15 protein-coding genes are annotated in these 20,066 nt (G+C 50.8%); 4 read left to right on the top strand and 11 right to left on the bottom strand.

What is annotated here, in order from left to right; genetic code table 11:
* Window positions 1-194 precede the first annotated feature (194 nt).
* The 3 genes from E0496_RS29320 to hflX all read left to right on the top strand — a co-directional run bounded on the left by E0496_RS29320 (window position 195) and on the right by hflX (window position 6,109).
* Window positions 195-1,406, top strand: a complete 1,212-nt coding sequence (locus tag E0496_RS29320; protein WP_141505406.1) for a hypothetical protein — start codon at window positions 195-197, stop codon at window positions 1,404-1,406.
* Window positions 1,403-4,351: a DEAD/DEAH box helicase gene (locus tag E0496_RS29315; protein ID WP_141505405.1), complete on the top strand. Its 2,949-nt coding sequence runs from the start codon at window positions 1,403-1,405 to the stop codon at window positions 4,349-4,351. The genes E0496_RS29320 and E0496_RS29315 overlap by 4 nt, the downstream gene beginning before the upstream one ends.
* A gap of 492 nt (window positions 4,352-4,843) precedes the next feature.
* The gene (gene hflX / locus E0496_RS29310) at window positions 4,844-6,109 is read left to right on the top strand and encodes a GTPase HflX (protein WP_141505404.1); all 1,266 of its coding nucleotides are present in this window, start codon (window positions 4,844-4,846) and stop codon (window positions 6,107-6,109) included.
* A 76-nt stretch (window positions 6,110-6,185) separates the two neighbouring features.
* Here the strand turns inward: hflX and E0496_RS29305 are convergent, their stop codons facing one another.
* On the bottom strand, window positions 6,186-7,106 hold the full coding sequence (locus E0496_RS29305; RefSeq protein WP_141505403.1) for an aldo/keto reductase: 921 nt from the start codon (window positions 7,104-7,106) through the stop codon (window positions 6,186-6,188).
* A gap of 30 nt (window positions 7,107-7,136) precedes the next feature.
* Window positions 7,137-7,814 carry a peptide-methionine (S)-S-oxide reductase MsrA gene (locus tag E0496_RS29300; protein WP_141505401.1) on the bottom strand — a complete coding sequence of 226 codons (678 nt, stop codon included), beginning with the start codon at window positions 7,812-7,814 and terminating at the stop codon, window positions 7,137-7,139.
* Window positions 7,815-7,950: 136 nt separating this feature from the next.
* On the opposite strand from E0496_RS29300, the gene udk reads away from it, so the two are divergent.
* Window positions 7,951-8,586 (top strand): uridine kinase, encoded by a 636-nt coding sequence (gene udk, locus E0496_RS29295; protein WP_141505399.1) that lies wholly within the window; start codon window positions 7,951-7,953, stop codon window positions 8,584-8,586.
* Window positions 8,587-9,083: 497 nt separating this feature from the next.
* Here the strand turns inward: udk and E0496_RS29290 are convergent, their stop codons facing one another.
* The 9 genes from E0496_RS29290 to E0496_RS29250 all read right to left on the bottom strand — a co-directional run bounded on the left by E0496_RS29290 (window position 9,084) and on the right by E0496_RS29250 (window position 19,962).
* Complete coding sequence (locus E0496_RS29290) at window positions 9,084-9,704, bottom strand: hypothetical protein (protein WP_141505397.1); 621 nt, start codon at window positions 9,702-9,704, stop codon at window positions 9,084-9,086.
* Between the two features lie 196 nt (window positions 9,705-9,900).
* Window positions 9,901-10,746, bottom strand: a complete 846-nt coding sequence (locus tag E0496_RS29285) for a carbohydrate ABC transporter permease (protein ID WP_141505395.1) — start codon at window positions 10,744-10,746, stop codon at window positions 9,901-9,903.
* Window positions 10,747-10,759: 13 nt separating this feature from the next.
* On the bottom strand, window positions 10,760-11,662 hold the full coding sequence (locus tag E0496_RS29280; RefSeq protein WP_139994161.1) for a carbohydrate ABC transporter permease: 903 nt from the start codon (window positions 11,660-11,662) through the stop codon (window positions 10,760-10,762).
* An 89-nt stretch (window positions 11,663-11,751) separates the two neighbouring features.
* Entirely contained in the window at window positions 11,752-13,119 is a 1,368-nt protein-coding gene (locus E0496_RS29275) for an ABC transporter substrate-binding protein (RefSeq protein ID WP_175598131.1), read from the bottom strand.
* A 180-nt stretch (window positions 13,120-13,299) separates the two neighbouring features.
* Window positions 13,300-14,598, bottom strand: a complete 1,299-nt coding sequence (locus E0496_RS29270) for an extracellular solute-binding protein (RefSeq protein WP_141505394.1) — start codon at window positions 14,596-14,598, stop codon at window positions 13,300-13,302.
* A 29-nt stretch (window positions 14,599-14,627) separates the two neighbouring features.
* On the bottom strand, window positions 14,628-15,614 hold the full coding sequence (locus tag E0496_RS29265) for a substrate-binding domain-containing protein (protein ID WP_141505392.1): 987 nt from the start codon (window positions 15,612-15,614) through the stop codon (window positions 14,628-14,630).
* 13 nt (window positions 15,615-15,627) lie between these two features.
* Window positions 15,628-17,412, bottom strand: a complete 1,785-nt coding sequence (locus E0496_RS29260; RefSeq protein ID WP_141505390.1) for a cache domain-containing sensor histidine kinase — start codon at window positions 17,410-17,412, stop codon at window positions 15,628-15,630.
* Window position 17,413: 1 nt separating this feature from the next.
* Window positions 17,414-19,039 (bottom strand): response regulator transcription factor, encoded by a 1,626-nt coding sequence (locus tag E0496_RS29255; RefSeq protein WP_141505388.1) that lies wholly within the window; start codon window positions 19,037-19,039, stop codon window positions 17,414-17,416.
* A gap of 554 nt (window positions 19,040-19,593) precedes the next feature.
* On the bottom strand, window positions 19,594-19,962 hold the full coding sequence (locus E0496_RS29250; protein ID WP_141505386.1) for an ArsR/SmtB family transcription factor: 369 nt from the start codon (window positions 19,960-19,962) through the stop codon (window positions 19,594-19,596).
* Window positions 19,963-20,066: the final 104 nt, after the last annotated feature.

Here is a 20,066-nt window from a genome sequence, read left to right as displayed (position 1 = left end):
AGACAGCATAAATGTTATAATAGACTTATCAAGGTGAAACGGTTGTCGCTGTCCTTTGGCGGCGCAGCGCGTTTCATTCTGAGAAATATAGAGAAGGGATAACGAAATGTTATGCTTTCCTATATTTCAAGCAAAAACGCCTTCGGCGTCCATATTTTTAAAAATAGACTCTAGCCGCACGGGAGATCCTAGCCATGAAATCAGAACGCACCCTGAATACGATGAAATGGCATGCGCTATTTAGGCAGCAAACCGCGCCTTTGGCCAGCCATGTCCGTAATTTATCTTTTGTCCGCGAAGCTCTTGCAGCCATACATATCGCCCGTCCCGAGCTCTCACCCCCAATAAACCGCTTATTCGAGCTGCATGCCCACCTCTATATTCTTGGGTTGCTGCTCAACCGCTCACCTGACCAGACCGGGCATGGCGGCGCTTTTATCGGCTTTCACACACATGAGGCTATTGCCGATACGCAGAAGAGGATTGCCGCCCTTTTGCATGAGCAAACCTTAGTTCAGGATGAGACGAGCTACTGGTTAACTGTCGGTGAAACGGTTGACTATTTGCGCGAACAAATGCTTGCCGAAACGGGTACCAAGCTTTATTTTGCCGAGCCTTACTTCTGGCTGTGGCATCATTCGATTTCCCCTTACCAAAACGACAACCATTTGTACCTCGACGAGCTGCAGAAGCTCCAAGCCGCCCAAACTCAGCTTGGCCAGGCGCTATCGCGTTATTCCTGGATGACGGCGCAAGCCTGGATGCATTTCTTTTTACGTCAGGATACGGAAGCCCATGCGGCTCTGATGGAATTAAATAACCGGATCCACCTTCAGCCGACTGATGTGTTTCTCCTGCTCCAAGCGTTGGAGAATACCGGCGAGTGGGAGCGGCTAGCGGTTTGGCTGAACAAGCTGACACCTCTGATGGAGAAAGAACGGCAGCTTACACTCAATAGCTTTTACCGCTATTGGGACGCCGTTATCGAGCATCTCCCTGCACTTCAGGAGCAGATGTGGGAGCCGATTATACGCTCGCTGCCGTATACCGAGTCTATTTATGAGGAAAAGTTGCTCCGTTACGAAAAATGGCAGCAATGGATGGACTACCAGCTCAGCACAGGTACCGAGCCGCTTAGCTACCGCGTAAGCGTACTCGCACCAATCGAGAAGCATTCGCCCGAGCTTCTGCTTCCCTTCTATCATCAGGCTGCGGAAAGGTACGTGCTTCTGAGAAATAGAGATGGCTATAAAACAGCGGTTAAGCTGCTCAAGAGGCTCGCGAAGCTGTACAAAAAAATGAAAGACGAAGAACGCTGGGAGGCGTACATTGACGCCTTCTCCACCCGCCATAGCAGGCTGCGCGCGCTGCAGGAGGAGCTTCGGAAAGGAAAACTGATCACATGACCCTACCTACTCAAACCTTTACGGTCCATGTCAACCTAACGACGCATGGCGATGCGCTTTTGTACGGCGTGAGCAGCAGGGCCGATTATTTGAGCGGCATCACCTTGAAGCAGCGTTTATTCGCTTGGCATCAGGCTTCCTTCTACGGCACGGAGCTGGAAATTCAGCAAATCGAAGGGCTGGAGCTTGTGCTGCTCCCCGCGGAGCAGGTCATTCCCTTCTTTGCGGAACAAAAATGGCTTGCGCATATCGCATGGAGCTGGGGAGAGCAAGCCGAGCAGCTCATTCAGCTCGCGCCCAAGCTTGCAGAAGAAATAGAGGCTAGACGCTATCGCCCAAGCTTCTCGGCTTTCCGAGCCGGCAAGCTGCAATGGACCTGGGATCACGCGGACTTAAACAAACAAATACAAGCTGCAGCACTAAATGAGGAAGAAAATCAAGCGTTTCAGGAGGGACTCCAGGCCGCTTTCTCCGCGGTTGTCTTCGACGCCTGCTACGGCACGGAAACCGCGGCTGCCGATTTGCGGAGAGAGTATCCGCTGCTCTTCGCCAAGAACCCTGCCACGGCTGCCGGTCTTGATGCCCAGGCATGGCTTATTGCAATTGGCTGGAAAGCCGATCAAGCGTTATTTCGGCCGCTGCTGCAGCTGGTGGAGCCGGAAGCGATGGACGACCCTTGGCAGTTAAAGCTCGTTTTACAGGATAAGCTGGACCAAGCCGTGCTTGTGCCAGTAAAGCTGGCGGATACCGGCGTAGCTTTTGGCTCTTGGCCCGCTTCATGGACAGCCTCCGTTCGAGAACGATCGGGCAGCTGGCTCGATCGCCTGCGCGTATGTTTGCCAAGAGAGCAGATGTCTGGAGCCGACGATGACTTATTGAACGCCCCTATGGCTAATGATGCTGCATGGCGCTTTCTCGCCGTCGACAGCCCCCGACTGCTAGAAGCAGGCTGGCAGGTTCTTCTTCCCGCGTGGTGGGAAACCGCCAGCCGCAAGAAGCCTAAGCTTCGCGCCAAGGTCAGCACCCCGGCGGAAGGCACCCGCGAATCGCTGTTTGGCCTCGATACGCTCATTGACTTTGATTGGCGCATTGCGATCGGCGAGACCGATCTCAGTGAATCCGAGTTCAACGAGCTGGTTGCACGCAATGAGCGGCTGGTGCGCTTCCGCGGACAATGGATTGCGCTGGACCCTGCCTTGCTCGCCCAAATCCGCAAAGCGATGGCTGGCATTGACCGCTCCGAGGGGCTATCCTTCCAGGATGTGCTTCAGCTTCATCTGATGGGCAGCGGCAGTGAGCAGCAGAATGCTCAGGCTGAGCAAAATCCAGAGCAGGAACAGCGCATCCAGCTCGAGGTCGAGCTGAACGAACATTTGATGAAGCTCGTCAGCCAGCTTAGCCAGCAATCGGAATGGCCTGGGCTGAATGTGCCGGCTGGGCTGAAAGCCGAGCTGCGGACATACCAGCGCGAAGGCTTCGCCTGGCTCGCTTTTCTGCGCCGCTTTGGGCTTGGAGCCTGCCTGGCTGATGATATGGGGCTTGGCAAAACTGTACAGCTTATCGCTTACTTGTTGCATCTCAAAGAAAACTCGGCAAGGGAGAAAGAGCAAAGCCCAACGCTTATTATTTGCCCTACCTCGGTGCTTGGCAACTGGCAGAAGGAAATCAGCCGGTTCGCGCCTTCGCTGAACGTCATGCTTCACTATGGCGGCAGACGCCTTGCAGCGGAATCCTTCGAGGCCGAAACCCGGCAGGCGGATGTCGTTTTGACCTCCTTCGCCACGGCTACGCTGGACCAAGAGCTGCTGAAGTCGTTCCGCTGGTCCACCATTTGCCTCGATGAGGCACAAAATATTAAAAACGCTCAAACCAAACAAGCCGCAGCCATCCGCAGCTTTAAAGCCAATCACCGGATTGCGTTGACCGGGACGCCGATCGAAAATCGCCTGTCCGAGCTGTGGTCCATCTACGATTTCATGAATCCTGGCTTTTTGGGCAGCGCCCACGGGTTTCAACAGCGCTTCAGCAACCCGATCGAGAAGGAGCGCAACGTGCAGCGCACCGCCGATCTGCAGAAGCTCGTCAAGCCGTTCATGCTGCGCCGCAAGAAGAAGGACCCTGCTATACAGCTGGATCTGCCTGACAAGAATGAGATGAAAACGTACATTCACCTGACAGCCGAGCAAGGGGCGCTTTATAATCAGACGGTTAACCAGCTTATGGACCGGATGCAAAAGCTTGAGGGCATCGAGCGCAAGGGCGCTATCCTGTCCGTGATTATGCAGCTAAAGCAAATTTGCGACCACCCCCTATTGCTGACGAAGGAGCCGCTGCCAGAGCTAAGCGAAGCCGCAAGCGATAGCATCGATACCGAGCCGTTGATCAACCGTTCCGCCAAGCTGGAGCGTCTGCTCGCCATGGTGAAGGAGCTTCGCGACGAAGGAGAGCGCTGCCTGATCTTTACGCAATATCTGGGCATGGGACAGCTACTGCAGACCGTATTGCAGCATGAGCTGAAGGAACCGGTGCTTTACTTGAACGGCAGCACCTCCAAGCTGGCACGCGACCGCATGATTGACAAATTTCAGTCGCAAACTCTCCCTCCTGAGGAACAGCCGAACGTATTTATTTTGTCGATTAAAGCTGGGGGCGTCGGGCTTAATCTCACCGCCGCGAATCACGTGTTCCACTTCGACCGCTGGTGGAACCCTGCCGTGGAGAATCAGGCTACGGACCGCGCTTATCGGATGGGGCAAACCCGCGACGTGCAGGTGCACAAGTTCATATCTCTGGGCACGCTGGAGGAGCGTATCGATGAAATGCTCGAAAACAAACAACAACTAAGCGAAAATGTCATTTCCAGCTCCGAAGGCTGGATCACCGAGCTCTCCACCGAAGCGCTGAAGGAGCTGTTCACGCTTCGCCAGGATTGGAGTGCCTCTTAAGGGATTGCCGAACGTCGCTTGCAGTCAAACAAGCGGGTATGCTACACTAATGCTAATTTAAATGAACGGAGGGTTCCGTGTGATAGACTATATCCGAGTTCGGTCTTTGCGCAGCTGCTAATTGAATAGCGCCAAAGCTCTGCCTGTGTGCAGAGGACTCAGGATAGGTCTGTCCTTTTTAAGGAACCCATAAAATGATGAATACGTTGATACGCCAGGAGTGTCGTCCTGCTCACGTATTCGCTTTTAGGGAGGAAACTCCGCAATTCGCCATGAATCAAAGCAAGGAAGCTGTCTCGGCAGAGGTGTGACTCACATCTCCGCATGACGGCTCTGCTTTACATGGCCTGCGGAAGACCAGTAGTCCAAACCAATAAGGAATTCAGGTTCCTTTTGGATTTTTTTCTGACGTCCCCCTACCTTTAACGGTAAACACAGGCAGCGCTGCCTGTGTTTTTTTGTTTTATCAATAACCTTAAAGGATGATGAATAATGGAACAACCGAAGCAAAAAGCAATTATTGTCGGCGTACAGCTTCAAAATCAAACCGACTTTGCCTACTCCATGGAGGAGCTGCGCAACCTGGCTGCCGCCTGCTATATCGAGGTCGCCGATGAGCTCAGCCAGAAGGCTGCACGAATTAACCCTTCCCATTACATCGGGACGGGCAAGATCCAGGAGCTGCTAGCGCTGCTCGAAGCGCATGACGCACAGGTCGTTATTTTCAACGACGAGCTCTCCCATTCCCAAATCCGCAATCTCGAGGCTGCACTGGAGCGGACCGTTATCGACCGAACGATCCTGATTTTGGATATTTTCGCAGAGCGCGCCAAGACGAGGGAAGCGCAGCTTCAGGTCGAGGTAGCCCGGCTTCAATATATGCTGCCGCGGCTCGTCGGCCTGCGTGCATCCTTGGGAAGGCAAGGCGGCGGAGCCGGCCTCAAAAACAGAGGCGCGGGAGAAACGAAGCTGGAGCTGGACCGCAGGCGCATTGAGGAAAGGATTACCGCCCTGCAAGCCGAGCTTGAGAAGCTGGTAGCAAGGCGGCAAATTCAGCGGAAGCAGCGCCAAAAGAACGAAGTACCCGTCGTTTGTCTCGTAGGTTATACGAATACGGGAAAATCCAGTTTGATGAATGCTCTGTTGGAGCATTACAATCCGGGAAGCCACAAGCAAGTATTCGCGCAGGATATGCTCTTCGCTACGCTTGAGACATCCGTTCGAAGCATCGACCTGCCGGATAACAAATCGTTTCTGCTAACCGATACCGTTGGCTTCGTCAGCCAGCTTCCCCATCATCTGGTCAAAGCATTCCGCTCTACGCTAGAGGAGGTAACCGAGGCGGATCTGCTGATTCATGTTGTCGACTACTCCCATGCGGATTACGAGCAGTTAGTTGCCGTTACGAACGATACGCTCAAGGAGCTTCGCGCTTTCGACATTCCGACTATCTATGCTTATAACAAAAGCGATCTGACAACACATGCCTATCCAGAGGTTCAAGGCAATCATGTCTACCTCTCAGCGAAGGAAAACAGCGGATTAACTGAGCTGATCGAGGTCGTTCGCGAACATATCTTCGACGACTATATGACCTGCGAGCTGCTAATCCCGTTCAGCCAAGGCCGATTGGTCGCATACTTCAACGAGCATGCCCACGTTCATTCTACCGACTATGAGCCGGAAGGCACGAGGATGAAGCTGGAATGCCGCGTCGCCGATTTCGAAAGATACCGGGAAGACGTAACCGTACTGTAAAACAACAACACCCCCGGCCTTCATCGGCCGGGGGTGTTGTTGTTGTGCCTGCTGAATAACCAGCAGCCACGCTCTTCTAGTTCTTCACATCCTGCGGATGCGGCTCGGTGACTAGCACCGAAGCCTTCGCATTGGCTTCTACCTGGTCAGCATCCTTGCAGCCCGGAATCACAGCGGTAACCGCTGGATGCTTCAAGCACCATGCCAGAGCCCAGCTTGCCATCTGGACGCCTTCCGGCAGCTCCTCGCGCTGAATCTGCTCTACTTCAAGCAGCTTAAGCCGCGTGTTCTCTGCTTCATGCCGATGCCGCACATCGGTTTCGCCAAACACAGCGCCTGGCTTGTACTTGCCGCTCAAATAGCCGCTCGCCAAAGGAACGCGCGCCAGCACGCCTAAATCCTGCTGCTCGCAGGAAGGAAAAACCCGCTCCTCCGGCGCACGGTCAATCCTATTGTAAACGACCTGAATCACACGCGAATTCACCTTGGTTGAAGCTTCCGTTTGATGGAGATTATCGTTGCTTCCAATCGATGTGCCTAGAAAACGAATTTTCCCAGCCGCTATTTGCTTATCCAATGCCGTCCAAAGCTCGTCGTTGTCGAAGGACTGATCCGGTCCCGAATGAAATTGATAGAGGTCAATATAGTCTGTCTTAAGAGCCTGCAGCGAGGCATCCAGCTGAGCAATGACCCCTTCAGCTCCAAAAACGTCGGTGCGTGTAAACCGCTCATGAAAATGATGGCCGAACTTGGTCGCCAGAATCCATTCCTCGCGATTGCGGCGACTAATGTAATCACCGATCAGCGACTCCGAGAGATGATCGCCGTAGCATTCGGCCGTATCAATTAAATTAATGCCAAGCTCCTGCCCTTTGTCCAAAATCGCATCGGCTTCCGCCTGCGAATACTCCCGGCCCCATTCCCCGCCAAACTGCCAGGTTCCGATGCCGATCACGGATACGTTAAGCCCGGTGCTTCCGAGTCTTCTATATTTCACAACCAACACTCCTCTCGTATCGTATGATGCCTACCAACGAATCTGCTTAATCAGATGGGACAGCTCCCATAATTGTTGAGTCTCCATAGGCCACTGAGGCAGCTCCAGCAAAACCCGCTCCAGGCTCGTATAACCTTTAGCCAAGCCGTTCAATCGCGCGGCTATCGTCGAGTCCACAAGCTCAGCTTCCGTTGCATAGATCCGGCTCAGCTTCTCCATGGCATCAGGATAACGCTTCAAATAATACTTCTGATGCCGTTCCTCCGCGCGATGAAATGCCGAATAAGGAACGATCTCCGTATCCGGTTCTCCTTTTCCTTGCTCCTTCCGTTGCTGAAGCACCTGTTCAACGGCTTCCCTCTGCCGCTCATCGGCATTTAGCAGAAGCGATTGATATTGCCGTCCTTTATAGTCGTTAATGTTAGCTGGCTTGTGACCATCCCAAAACCTAACAAGAATCTCTTCCAAGCGGATGACGCTGGGCAGAAACTCGAGCTGAACCGTTTCCGTATGATCACCCATTTCACGATAAGTAGGCTGGCTAGTCGTACCTCCAGCATAACCAGTACGCGTACGGATCACACCGGGCAAATGGCCAAATAAAGCTTCCGGACTCCAAAAACAGCCCATGCCGAGCGTTACCGTCTGGAGCTCGCTCTTCAGAAATACAGGCTCCATCGCATTCAGTCCTTCATTAGAATGATCCATACTTCCGCCTCGCATTCCGTGTAAGTTTTGTTCCTGTTCCTTATGTATTTTAATGCCGGGATGAAAAAAAACGAATGCTATGCTACAATACTAAAATTGCAAAGGGTTTAATTACAGGGAGGCTTATTGAATTACCATGCTTATAATTGGAATCGCCGGCGGCACCGGATCCGGCAAAACAACGGTTGCCCGTTCCGTCATCGACCGTCTAGGGTCAGACAAAGTAACGTTCATATCCCAGGATAATTATTATAAAAATCCCGTTAATCTTAGCTTAGCCGAGCGCGAGCGGATTAATTACGACCACCCTCTCGCCTTCGATATCGAGCTGCTGGTCCGCGATCTCCTGCTGCTTCGGGAGGGCCAGACCGCTTTTGCCCCGGTATACGATTTCACAATCCATGCCCGTTCGGGAACTGAGACGGTCGAGCTGCGGCCTAACAATATCGTCATTCTAGAAGGACTTCATGTGCTTGCCGAGGAAGACATCCGCCAGGCGCTCGACATCAAGGTATTCGTCGATACAGACCCGGATGTGCGGATTCTCCGCCGCGTGCTGCGGGATATTGAGGAACGCGGCAGAACCATCCAGTCCGTTCATGACCAGTACTTGAATACGGTGAAGCCGATGCACGAAGCTTTTGTTGAGCCATCCAAAAAATACGCCGACCTGATCATTCCCGAAGGCGGCCACAACGAGGTGGGCATTCAGCTCCTGTCGATCCTCACGGAGCGATACTTGCTGGATGGGCCGGAATCGCTTAAATCCTAGCAGCGAATGGCAGCTTCATGCAAGTGAAAGATTACGCGTCCATGGCGCTGACTGCGCACAAACCTATCCAAGCATGATTTAGAACATCGCTATAGAAGCACCTAGCTTGACCCGTTTTATGAATACTGATTGCCAAATAAGGACTTATTCGGTACGCAGCTTTGCTGTTCAGTGGATAAGTCCTTATTTAGATAGCTGATCTTCAACAACTACGTTGCGAAGTTCGGTGGAGGCATTCTTTTCTATATCCACGTGCAACCTTACTGTTTAATGGATTTGACGGTCAGCTATCCTGCACAATTGCAGTAACTTCTCATAATTTAGCACATCATGATGTCCTATCCTGCAAATTTGCAATACATTCACTTGTTTACGGCCATATTGGACCCACTTCAGTCGTCTATGTTGTACGAAATGCAGGGTAGACACTCGGCCTCACCAATAAACAAGCGGCAGCCTGCTCACGTGCAGGATAGCACGCACAATCTCGCTCTTCTTTATTTCGCAAACCTCAAGATAGCGATCGCCGCCCGTTCCTTGCGCTCTAAGTCCTTGCTTTTCATGGCTTTCTTCAAAATCTCCAATGCTTCCGCAATCGTTTCGTCATCCACATGCCTCATTCGGCTGGCTTCATGCCCTTCGTGAGCAGGCTTAGCCGTCCATTTCTCCAGCAGTTCCTGGCTCACCGGCCGGTCCAGCTTTGCCAAGGTGGACTGTCCTTCTGCCAATGGCCGCAGCTCCGCATGCAATTCCGCCTTCGGCATTCGCTTTAACCAGGTGACGCCCCGTCGATGACTGTAGATATCCTCTGCTTCGCCAGCGCTTTCCACATAGTAGTAATCTCCTAAATCGCCCAGATGTACATATTCGCCATCAGCAACCAGTAGATAATCCCCATCCTGCATCGCATAGACAAACAAACCAATCTCTGTCAGACGGTCAAGCAGTGCTTGCCCTTGTTCCGAGCAAGTGTGAACGGCAAGCTCCTGCCATTCCTCCCTGCCGACATGCTCCAGATCGCCGATTCCCGGCCAATCAAATCCTATGTAATTGTCTTTCAAGAATATCGGCATCGGTAGAACTCCGTCACGTTCGGGCTGCATATAAAATAAGTTCATGTGAGGCTCCTCCGTCCGGTAGCAGGGTAAGCGAACATCCCTAATGAGCTCCGCTTGCCCGCTCCATTTTCTTTATTATAATGACCCGCAGCGAAGTAAAGCAAATAGGCAGCCATACAAAAAAGAGCAGCCGATCCTCTCTGAGGCTCGGCTGCTCACGCGCGGAATTGCTGAATTTTGTTCTCGCTTACCCCCCTTACTTCACCGCACCAGCCGTAATCCCACTGGCGATTTGCCGCTGGAAGATGATATAGATAATCAGCACCGGAACAATCGTAATCAAGAGTGCAGCGAACAACGGGCCCCACTCCGTGCGGTACTGCATCTCTGCCTGCATGACGCCGATTTCCACCGGCAGCGTGTACTGGTCCGGATCATTAATGAGAATGGTTCCTACGATGTATTCGTTCCAGATATTCAGGATGTTGACGATGCCAATCGTAATTAAGCCTGGCTGCGACAATGGCAGCATAACTCTGAAGAACGTCCCGTAATACGAGGCACCGTCTACGATGGCGGCTTCCTCCAGCTCCTTCGGCAGCGATTTGAAAAAACCGACAAGCACGAATATGCCAAAGGCCAGCAAGCTCGACGTATACACAAAGATCAAGCCAAGCTTCGTATTGATTAAGCCCATCGAATTCATTAAGAAAAACAACGGAATGAGCGCGAGTACAAAAGGCACCATCATCGATGAAATATAAAGCAGAAACAACGCATTGCTGCCTCTGAACTTGTACCTTGCCAGCACATAGGCGGTTGTCGCCGACAGCAGCAGTGCTAATACGGTCGATCCGATTGTAATGACAAGCGAATTCACGAAATACGTGCTGAAATTATATTTGCTCCACACATAAGAGAAATTGCTCCACAGTAGTGGCAGCTCAGGCAAGGACCAAGGTGCATTCATAAAAAACTGTTCATTGTTTTTGAGCGAATCGAATAGCGTCCACAGTAGCGGATACAGAACCGATATGCCCCACAAAACCAAAATAACAGATACGATCAGCTTGGCGAACGGATGTTTTAGCTGCATGTTCATCGCTGTATCCCCCTTAGCTCATCTCGACCGTATCATGGCGCATCAACCGCTGCAGCACGATGGTCGTAATGAGTGACAATACCAGAATAATAAATCCTATAGCCGCGCCATAGCCGAAATGATATTGCCGGAACGCCATCTGATACAGATAGGAGCCCATCACCTGCGTGCTGTTGTCCGGTCCGCCCTCGGTCATGATCCAGACGATTACAAAGGAGCCGTTCAGCGTCGTCATCATAATGTTCAGAATAGACACTTTAATCTGCTCCCAAGTGAGCGGTACCGTAATGCTCCAGAACTGCTTCCACTGCCCCGCGCCCTCGATGCTGGCCGCCTCGTAATACGACTCAGGAATGCTCTGGATAGCCGCGATGAGCAAAATCATATAAAAGCCGATCCCGGCCCAAATCGCCGGCGGAAGAAGCATCCATATCGTATGGCCGGGAAAGCCTAGCCAAGTTATCGTCACCTGTTCCTTCGTAAACAACGATAAAAAACCATTCAGAAAGCCGATTTGCGGATTATATATGAAATTCCACAATACGCCGATAACAACGACGGAAATAACATTCGGTATGAAAAAAATCGAGCGGAAAAACCCGGCCAGCCTAAAGCCGAAACGAGTCAGCGCCACCGCGAAAAAGGTTGCCAGCAGCATAATGCCGACGATTTTTCCCGCGACAAGGAAATAATCATTGCCGATCGCTCTCCAAATGATCGGATCATGGAACATTTCTACGAAATTATCGAAGCCGACGAATGTTTTCTTGTCCGACATGCCGGACCAATCAAAGAAGGAATAATACAGGCCTTGCGCGACCGGATAAATCGTAAATACGCCAAAAAACAGCAGCGTAGGAACGATGAATGATGCGATAAATAGATTTCTCTGCCATTTGACTGTCCCTGAGTTCATGCTCCCCATCCCCCCGAGTAAACTCACAGAAGGCGGCCGCGGCGTTTATTTGCCTCGGCCGCCCCTGCTCTGCATCTGTTAAAGGTTATTTATTTGCTCGCTTTTTTGACAGCATCCGTTACCCGTTTTACCCATTCCTCCGGCGTAATCGTACTGATGGTCAACGCATCCGTTGCGTCCATCATCGCCTTATCCACGTCCGCGTTGTACGTAATGGTCGGAATAACGATTGTGTTCGGGTCCGTCAAATATTTAGCGGCGTCCTTCACGAAGCTTGGCGCGTTCGAAGCGCTAATGTCGCCTTTAATGTTGGATGGCGCGCCGCTTAGCTCGGCCCATTGCGAAGCTTGAGCTTTGGAGAAAATAAATTGCAGGAACGCCTTGGCCGCTTCTTTGTTCTTGCCGTTCTTGGCAATCGCTACTGTAGACGTCGAGGTGTTGGCTACCACTTTGCCGCCCGCTTCCTGCGTAACGGAAGGAATGAAGCCAAAGTCGAAGCCGGCAGGAATATCCTTGGCCATCTCGTTAGGAAGCCACAAGCCGTTAGGAATGAATGCATCTTTATTTTGCAGGAACAGCATTTGGGAATCGGTATGATTGATTTGGATGGAAGCCTTGTCGATAAATCCTTTGTCGCGCAGCTCTACAATTTTGTTCAGCGCCGCAAGCACCGCAGGGCTTTCGAACGCTTCCACTTTATTCGCCGCCATGTCTTGCAGAATCGTATAATCGTTGTTGTTCGCCGACACGATTGCAGGATACAGAATCGAACCGTTGATATAATACGGGTATTTGCCTGTATGAATGAAAGGAGTAATGCCGTCCGCTTTGATTTTGTCGCTCACGGCAAGGAAGGATGCGAAGTCCGTTGGCTCGCTCCAGCCTTTTTCCTTAAAGAGCGCTTTGTTCCAGAATACGCCCCATGAGTTCAAGACGAGCGGAATATTGTACACTTTGCCATCAAATTGCTGAGCGGGTTGCGCGAGGATATCGGTAATGAGGTCGCCGTCAACGTTTTTGGCATCCTTCAGCCAGTCCGTCAAATCTTCCAGCTGGCCATCCTCTACCATCTGGCGGTCATTCAGAACCGGTCCGTCGATGTATACGAAGTCAGGAGGATTGCCGCCGATCCAGCGGGGCCGGTTTTGGTCATTGATTTTGGGACCGGATGATTCTTTAATTTTCAGGTCGGGATTTGCAGCTTGGAAATCAGCGATAACCTTCTTCCACCATTTGTCGCCATAGCCGCCAACGAAGTATTGGATCTCGAAGTCTCCGGTCAGCTTAGCCGGTTCATTGCCGGCATCCGGCGTGCTTGTTTCCTCAGCGGCAGGCGCCGCATTGGTAGGCTTATTCGTTGCCTCGCTGTTGGTGTTACCCGATCCGCATCCTGCTAACGACACGGCAGCCAATATAACGGCAATTCCGAGCGCTGCAAACTTTTTCTTCATCATCATGAAAGCAAACCCTCCCAAAAAATAATGTGTTTACGCTGCCATTTACGAGCTCTTAACAAAGCTCAAATGCGTAATTTCATCATAGTTTGGGAGGGCTCTGAACTCTATCGAATATCTTCCATATATTCTTGATTATTTTCTTTTCCTTGCCATCGCTATAGCGATCTACTCTGCTTCCGTCTATTTTTTCGCTGCATTGATCTGACTTTGCTTGCTTTCGGCGAAATGCTGCAGCTCGTCGAGCGCCTCTTTTGGACTCATATGCTCATACAGAATAGCATCACCCATCTTGCGCGCGTAATCCAGTACGGCTTGCCAGGAGGGTTCCCTTACCGGATAGAAATTTGCTTGGCGGAGTTCTTCCAGGTCTTTCTTCATTTCTTCGTCCTGCTCGGATAAGCGGGTGCCTACCGTCATCGTTGCGGGCAGAAAACCTTCGCGTTTGATCATTTCCTCGTATTCCCGGTCATCGTATAAAAAGTCAAGAAACTTCGACAACGCTTCTTGATTGGTGTGATCGGTCTTAAATGAAACAAGCACGTCATGCACGCCAAAGCTGATTGGCGGCTGCCCATCCTTCACAGGCATCGGCCCTTTGCCCCACTGAAGTGCTGGGTATTCCTTCGGAACTACGGTCGAGAAATAGTTACCGGAGATCATCATCGCAAGCTGCCCTCCGCCCATAATGCGCTGCTTCTCATCGCGAGTTGTCACGGTAGGCTCAGGATCGGTCAAGCCTTTATCGAACAGCTCCTTCAGGAAGCTGACTCCCTCGACATTGCCCGGTGAATTGATTTGCCATTTCCCATCCTTCATCCACCCTCCGCCCGAACCATAGAAGACATAGGATAAAGAAGCATGCGTTTCATTATCCGTTAGGTCCACGCCGACCCCTTCCGCCATGCCTAACGCTTTAATTTTTTGGGCAGCCTGCGCAAGCTCAGACCAGGTTGATGGAGGGGCGGCAATGCCCGCTTTCTGAAAGAGCTCCTTGTTATAATAAAGATTTCTTGTAGTCGCCACGTACGGTATCGCATACTGGATGCCGTCCATTTGATCCATTTCGACTAAATTCGGATAAAGCTTGCTCGCTAGCTCAGGCGACATAATGTCGGTCATATTGTTGAGCAAGCCATCCTTCGCATAGTGGGCATACACATTCGTATTCAGCAGATCCGGGGGCTGATTCTTGCTAATCATCGATGTATAGACGCCATCTAGAATATCCCAGTTGGCCACCTGCAGCTCAACATCAATCAGCGGGTTCCTTCTGCCAAATTCCTTCACCAGCTTCTCCAGCAGCGGCTTCGTCTCCGTACTGTATTCCGCAGCCACGAAGCGGATAAGAGCTCTCTCCTCCTTTGGAGGGGCGCTGGACGAAGGGCTCGCATTCATGCAGGAAGCAAGTAGAAGGGTGCCGGCCAATAGCAAGGCTACGGTCGCAAAAGGCTTATCATTACGGGCTTTTTTAAGCGGCATCGTGCATCTTGTCCTTCCAAAAAAGCATTCTATTTGCTATTGATAAAGGGAAACAGCAGCTTCTGATTTTCCGTCGTGTACATATTTTCCTTCGTTATGACATTGGAGTCGATATAGGTAACCGGCTCTGCTTTGCCGCCGGTCATCAGCTTCTGCGCTATTTTCACGCCAAGGTAACCCATATTGAAGGGCTTCTGCACGATGGAGGCCGTCATCGTTCCTGACTCCAGCAATTGAACCTCGTCGCTGGTGCTGTCGAAACCAATCAGCTTGATCTCCATCGCTTTATTCAGCTCTTTGAGCACAGCGGCAGCCCCTTGCGATGCCGACTCATTCAAAGCAATAATGGCATTGATGGGCTCCCCCCTTCGCAGCAGCTCCATAACTATCGCATAGGCACGATCCTCGGCGTTGTCTGCGTAATAGGTTCCAATTACGCTCTCTGAGTAACTGGCGAGCGCATGCCGCAGCCCCTTCAGCCGTTCTTCTGAAACGGCAGACGACTCTTCATCGCTGATGACTGCAATCAAGGGGTAACCATCCGTAGCCTCAATGGCCGCCTCTCCTGCAAGACGCCCTGCTTTTCCATGATCGGTGGTCACGATAATGGGAGCAGACGTCGCGTCAGGCGAGTCATTAATAATGACCAGCTGGATGCCTGCTTCACGAGCCTTAGCGAACGCTTCCGGCATCCGCTTGTCCGCAATTGGGGCAATCACAATCGCCTGCGGTTTTCGCTCGATCGCTTCCTCGAGCAGCCGCAGCTGCCCTTCCGCATCGTCCTCGGAGAGCGGCCCGTCCACACTCAAACGGATGCCCATCTCCTTGGCTGCCGCTTCGGCGCCTTGACTGACCGCTTGCCAGAAATCCAACCGTACGTTCAAGGTTTTTAGGATGACCGTCACATTTCTCTCCTCCTGATGCGCGCCTGAAAACAATCTAAAATTAAATAAAGTATAGATGCCGACAGCGGCAATAATCAGGATAAGCCAAAACGTTAATCGATGCTTGCGCACAAGTCTGCACCCCTTAAGCGAGTTTGGGTATTACGATGGTTATGCATGTGCCTTCCTCGATTTCACTACGGATTTGAATGCCATATTCATGGCCGAAATACAGCTTGATCCGCTCGTTGACATTTCGAATGCCGATTCCCTGATTTCGCCCGTCTTCCTCATAGTTGATCAGAAGCCGCGAGGCCTGCTCCGGCGTCATCCCTAGCCCGTTATCTTCCACTTCAAACCGAATATGCTCTCCCGATTGTCTTCCACGGATCGTAATCAGGCCATCCTCCATGCCGTACATGCTGCGAATGCCGTGATAAATCGCATTTTCCACAAACGGCTGTAGCAATATCTTTAAGGTCTTGAAGCCCAAGATGCCCTCATCAATATCAAGGACGTAGTTCAGCTCCTCGTTGTAGCGCATTTTCTGAATGAGCAAATAATTGGTGATATGCTCGACTTCCACGCGAATCGGCACCAGCTCTTGGTCCTTCGTAATGCTGGCGCGAAACAGCTTAGCTAACGCGGAAGTCATCAGTACGACCTCCTCATGCTGCTTTTGCTCGGCCATCCAGACAATCGAGTCCAGCGTGTTATACAAAAAATGCGGGTTGATCTGCGATTGAAGCAGCAGCAGCTCGCTCTTGCGCTTGTTTTCCTGATTCTGAATGGTCTCCTCCATTAAAAACTTCGTTCGGCTGACCATCAGATTAAATGAGCGTCCGAGCTGCCCGATCTCGTTCATCTGGCCAATCTCGGTCTGAATATCGAAATTTCCTTTCTCCACCTGCTTCATATCCGATTGTAGCACTTTAATCGGCTTGGATAGACGGTGAGAGAGCCCTACCGAAATAAGCAAGGAAATTGCCAGTCCGAACACTGAGTAGAAAATAATCGAATTGCGCAAATCGTCCTTGCTGGCAATAAGGTCATCCGTATAGGCGACCCCAGCGATTCGCCAGCCGAAATTCGTGTCTTGTACGGAATAAATGCGTTTGCCGTCGCCCTTGTCCATAATAAAGGATTGACCGCTGGATGCTTGAAGAACTTCTGAGATGTGTTCGGTCCGCAGGTTGCTGTCAATCAGCTGCTGCTGAGGATGGTAAACGATATTTCCTTTATCGTCCACGATGAAGAGATAGCCTTTTTTGCCGAGGTTGATGTTATTGCAAATATCGTTGATGACGCTGAGGTTCAAATCCACCAGCAGAACGCCTTCGGCGGTTATGCCATCCGTATTTTTGAGCTCCCTGCTTAAAGATACGACCCAGCGGTATTCGTTTTCGATCAGGCTTTGCACATGGGGCGCGGATACGACGGATTGCCCGCCTGCCGCCTTCGCCATCTGGTACCATGCCTGGTCCTCCAGCTTGGTGTTTGGATTCATGGTTGTAATTCTCCGGTCAGAAACAAAACGACCGTTGTAGCCGAATACCATAATGGAGGCGATGTCGTTGCGCGTATAGAGGATGGCTTGGAATAAATCCGAAATTCGTTTTTCGTAGGTACGGCGGTTCTCTGAGCTGATAAAGCTATTGTCGGAGATATAATATTTCACATCCTTGTTGGTCAAGGCAAGCAGCGAGATATTTTCCATATTATCGACATAGGATTGTATATTGAGGTTGACCTGCTTTATGATTTCTTCAATATAGCCCTTGGAGTTTCTCTCTACCGCAGAGACCGACACCTGGTAGCTAACCAAGCTGGTCAACACGATTGCCGCTAAAATCAATAACGAGAACGCCAAAGAGATATTGGATTGAATGCTCTTTAGCGGGAATAAGGGAAAGAAACGTTCCTTGAGCATGCTAGACTCCGCTCCCCTTAATTTGTTTGTCACGGTAATCCTTAGGCGTCATACCGGTATGCTTCTTAAAAATAATGCTGAAATAGTTCGGGTCCTTGTAGCCGACTTGCTCAGCGATCTCATATAGCTTCAGCGTTGAGTTATGAAGCAGCTCCTTTGCCTTGCCTACTCGCGTCCCCGTCAGATACTCGATAAAGGTTTCTCCCGTATGCTGCTTGAATACCAGGCTGAAATAGCTTGTGCTCATGAGCACATGGCGGCACAGGTCCTGAAGCGACATTTTCTCATTGGCATAGTTCGTATCAATGTATTTGACCGCTTGGTGAATCTGCTTGTTCGTCAAATAATTCCGGTTATCCGTAACGGTAGATATGACCGATCGCACGACTTCCTTCAGCCACAGTTCAACCTCATCCAGCGTCTTGAACTTCAGGATATCCATCAGCTTGATTTGCTCCCCAAAGACCGGATCGATCTCGTGAATGGCCAGCTCTTGGATCGAATTCATAAGCGACAGCACTACCTTCTGCATTTGAAGCAGGCAGGCTTCTGCCGGAACCATGGAGCTCTTCAGCTCGGCGACCCCCGAGTCAATTAACAGGTACGCTTCTTGGATCGCGCCTGTTTTGACGGCCGCGGCAAGCTTGCGGTCCCAATCGTTGCTTAGCGGCAAGGCATTCGAGGATTTCCCCTCAATATCCGTAATGCTCAGCACCTTGTTTTTGCCCAGCAGGAAGCGGTAATCGAGCACGGACAACGCGCTTTTGTAAGAAGTCGGAAGCTGCTCGGCGTTCGTGCAGACTCGGCCGATTCCAACAGTAACCGTGAAATTCAAATATTTCTTGATATGATAGCGTATTTCCTCCGCAAGCGAATATACCCGCTCATACAAGAGACTCTCGTCGTTCTCTCCGTAAACGATTGCAACCATCCTCTCCTCCCGGGTTCGGAAGGCAAGCACCTGTTCACGCGCGGCCGTCTCCTGAAAGATATCGTACGCCGCGAACCGCAAAAACTCGGCATCATGTTCATACGAAGCGAACACGCGGCTGCCAAAATCATCAATATCCACGACCATAACCAAATACGGCTGCGGCATGGGCGGAAGGCTGAAATAAGTTAGCCGCTCCGCGATTGCCGCTTCGCCAAGCCCTACCGCTACCAAACGCTCCAGAAATCGTTCCTTTAACAAAGGCAAGCTTTGCTCCAGCTGGCTGTTCAGCCTGCTAAGATCCTCGCGCCGCTGCTTCTCCTCGTCCATTTCCCCTTTGATGCGATCGAGCAGCTGCCGGATTTCCTGCGCCGTAATCGGCTTAAGAATAAAATCCGATATTTTAAGCCGGATCGCCTGCTGCGCATATTCAAATTCATCAAAGCCAGTCAAAATAATCATTTTTATGTATGGATATTGCGCCGAAATAAGTCCGGCCAGCTCCAGCCCGTCCATAAACGGCATGCTAATGTCCGAGATGACCAGCTCCGGCCGGTCCAGCTCGACGGCATCCCAGGCCTCCCGGCCATTGGCATAATCGCCGATCAGCTCGAAGCCATGCTCGTGCCACTGGATCGTATTTTTTAATCCGATTCGAACTACCGCTTCATCATCGACAATAATCACTTTGTACATCGAAGCCTCTCCAGTCTGTTGGAATGCGTTGATTATCATGAACACGTACACTCATTATGCATGAGAAGGGTAATCCTTACAATCGATTTACAAGGCTCGTAATATCAGAGCAAGGTACGCCATTTTGCCCGCTTCAAACCTGTGAAGCTGTCCTGCTTTTATAGGACAATAGAAAAGAGACACCCGCTAAGGTGTCTCATTTTCTGTTTCCATTTGGTTCACTATAATGTCATGCTAACCCTGATTATGCTATCGCTTTCGAAAGCCGCTTCCTGCGGCCGGAGAAGATCTTATACCAAAGATCACCATGATCGTCTTTGTAAAATTGAATCCCAATCAGCATTAAGGGCGTCCAAATTCTCCGAAAATAAAAATGAGGCATTAGTCCCCCTCCTTTAAAACTAATATAATTCAATTCACACTTGACTAATAGTGATCGTTGTCATTTTTTTGTCATGTGACAACTTGATCTGAACTTCAACCAGAATGGATGATAAACAAAAGGCGAATCCCAAATTGGAATTCGCCTTTTTGTTCACATTAGATTCTTTATCCTATCCATGCTCCAAATGCTTTAAGGTTTGCAGGAAAATTTCTTTCACATGATCATCGTCAATGGAATAAAAGACGGTCTTTCCTTCTTTGCGACGCTTGACTATCCTCACATTGCGCAAGTATCGGAGCTGATGGGACACCGCGGACTGAGCCATGCCTAATACTACACATAAATCATGGACACAAAGCTCGCTATGCAGCAAAGCATGAATCATTTTCACCCTAGTAGGATCGCCTAGCGCCTTGAACAATTCCGCCAAATCGTTAGCCGTAGGATCATGAAGCCTCGCTTCGGTCAGCTTGTCCGAATTTATTTCGGTACCCTGGCAGCTGTCCGCGCACTGCTCCTCCATCAACTGATTACTCATGCCTTCTCACCGCTTTTCTGTTCTTTTTCATTATTATATCAGAAACATTACGTTTAAAGGAGCGCGCTTACTTGCAGTTTCACTCGTCCATCCGTTCAATAGGA

The sequence above is a fragment of the Paenibacillus luteus genome, from assembly GCF_006542765.1.
In the GTDB taxonomy this organism is placed as follows: Bacteria; Bacillota; Bacilli; order Paenibacillales; family Paenibacillaceae; genus Pristimantibacillus; species Pristimantibacillus luteus.
The sequence above is the reverse complement of the archived record's forward strand: the minus strand, read 5'-3'. Positions and strand labels throughout refer to the sequence as shown.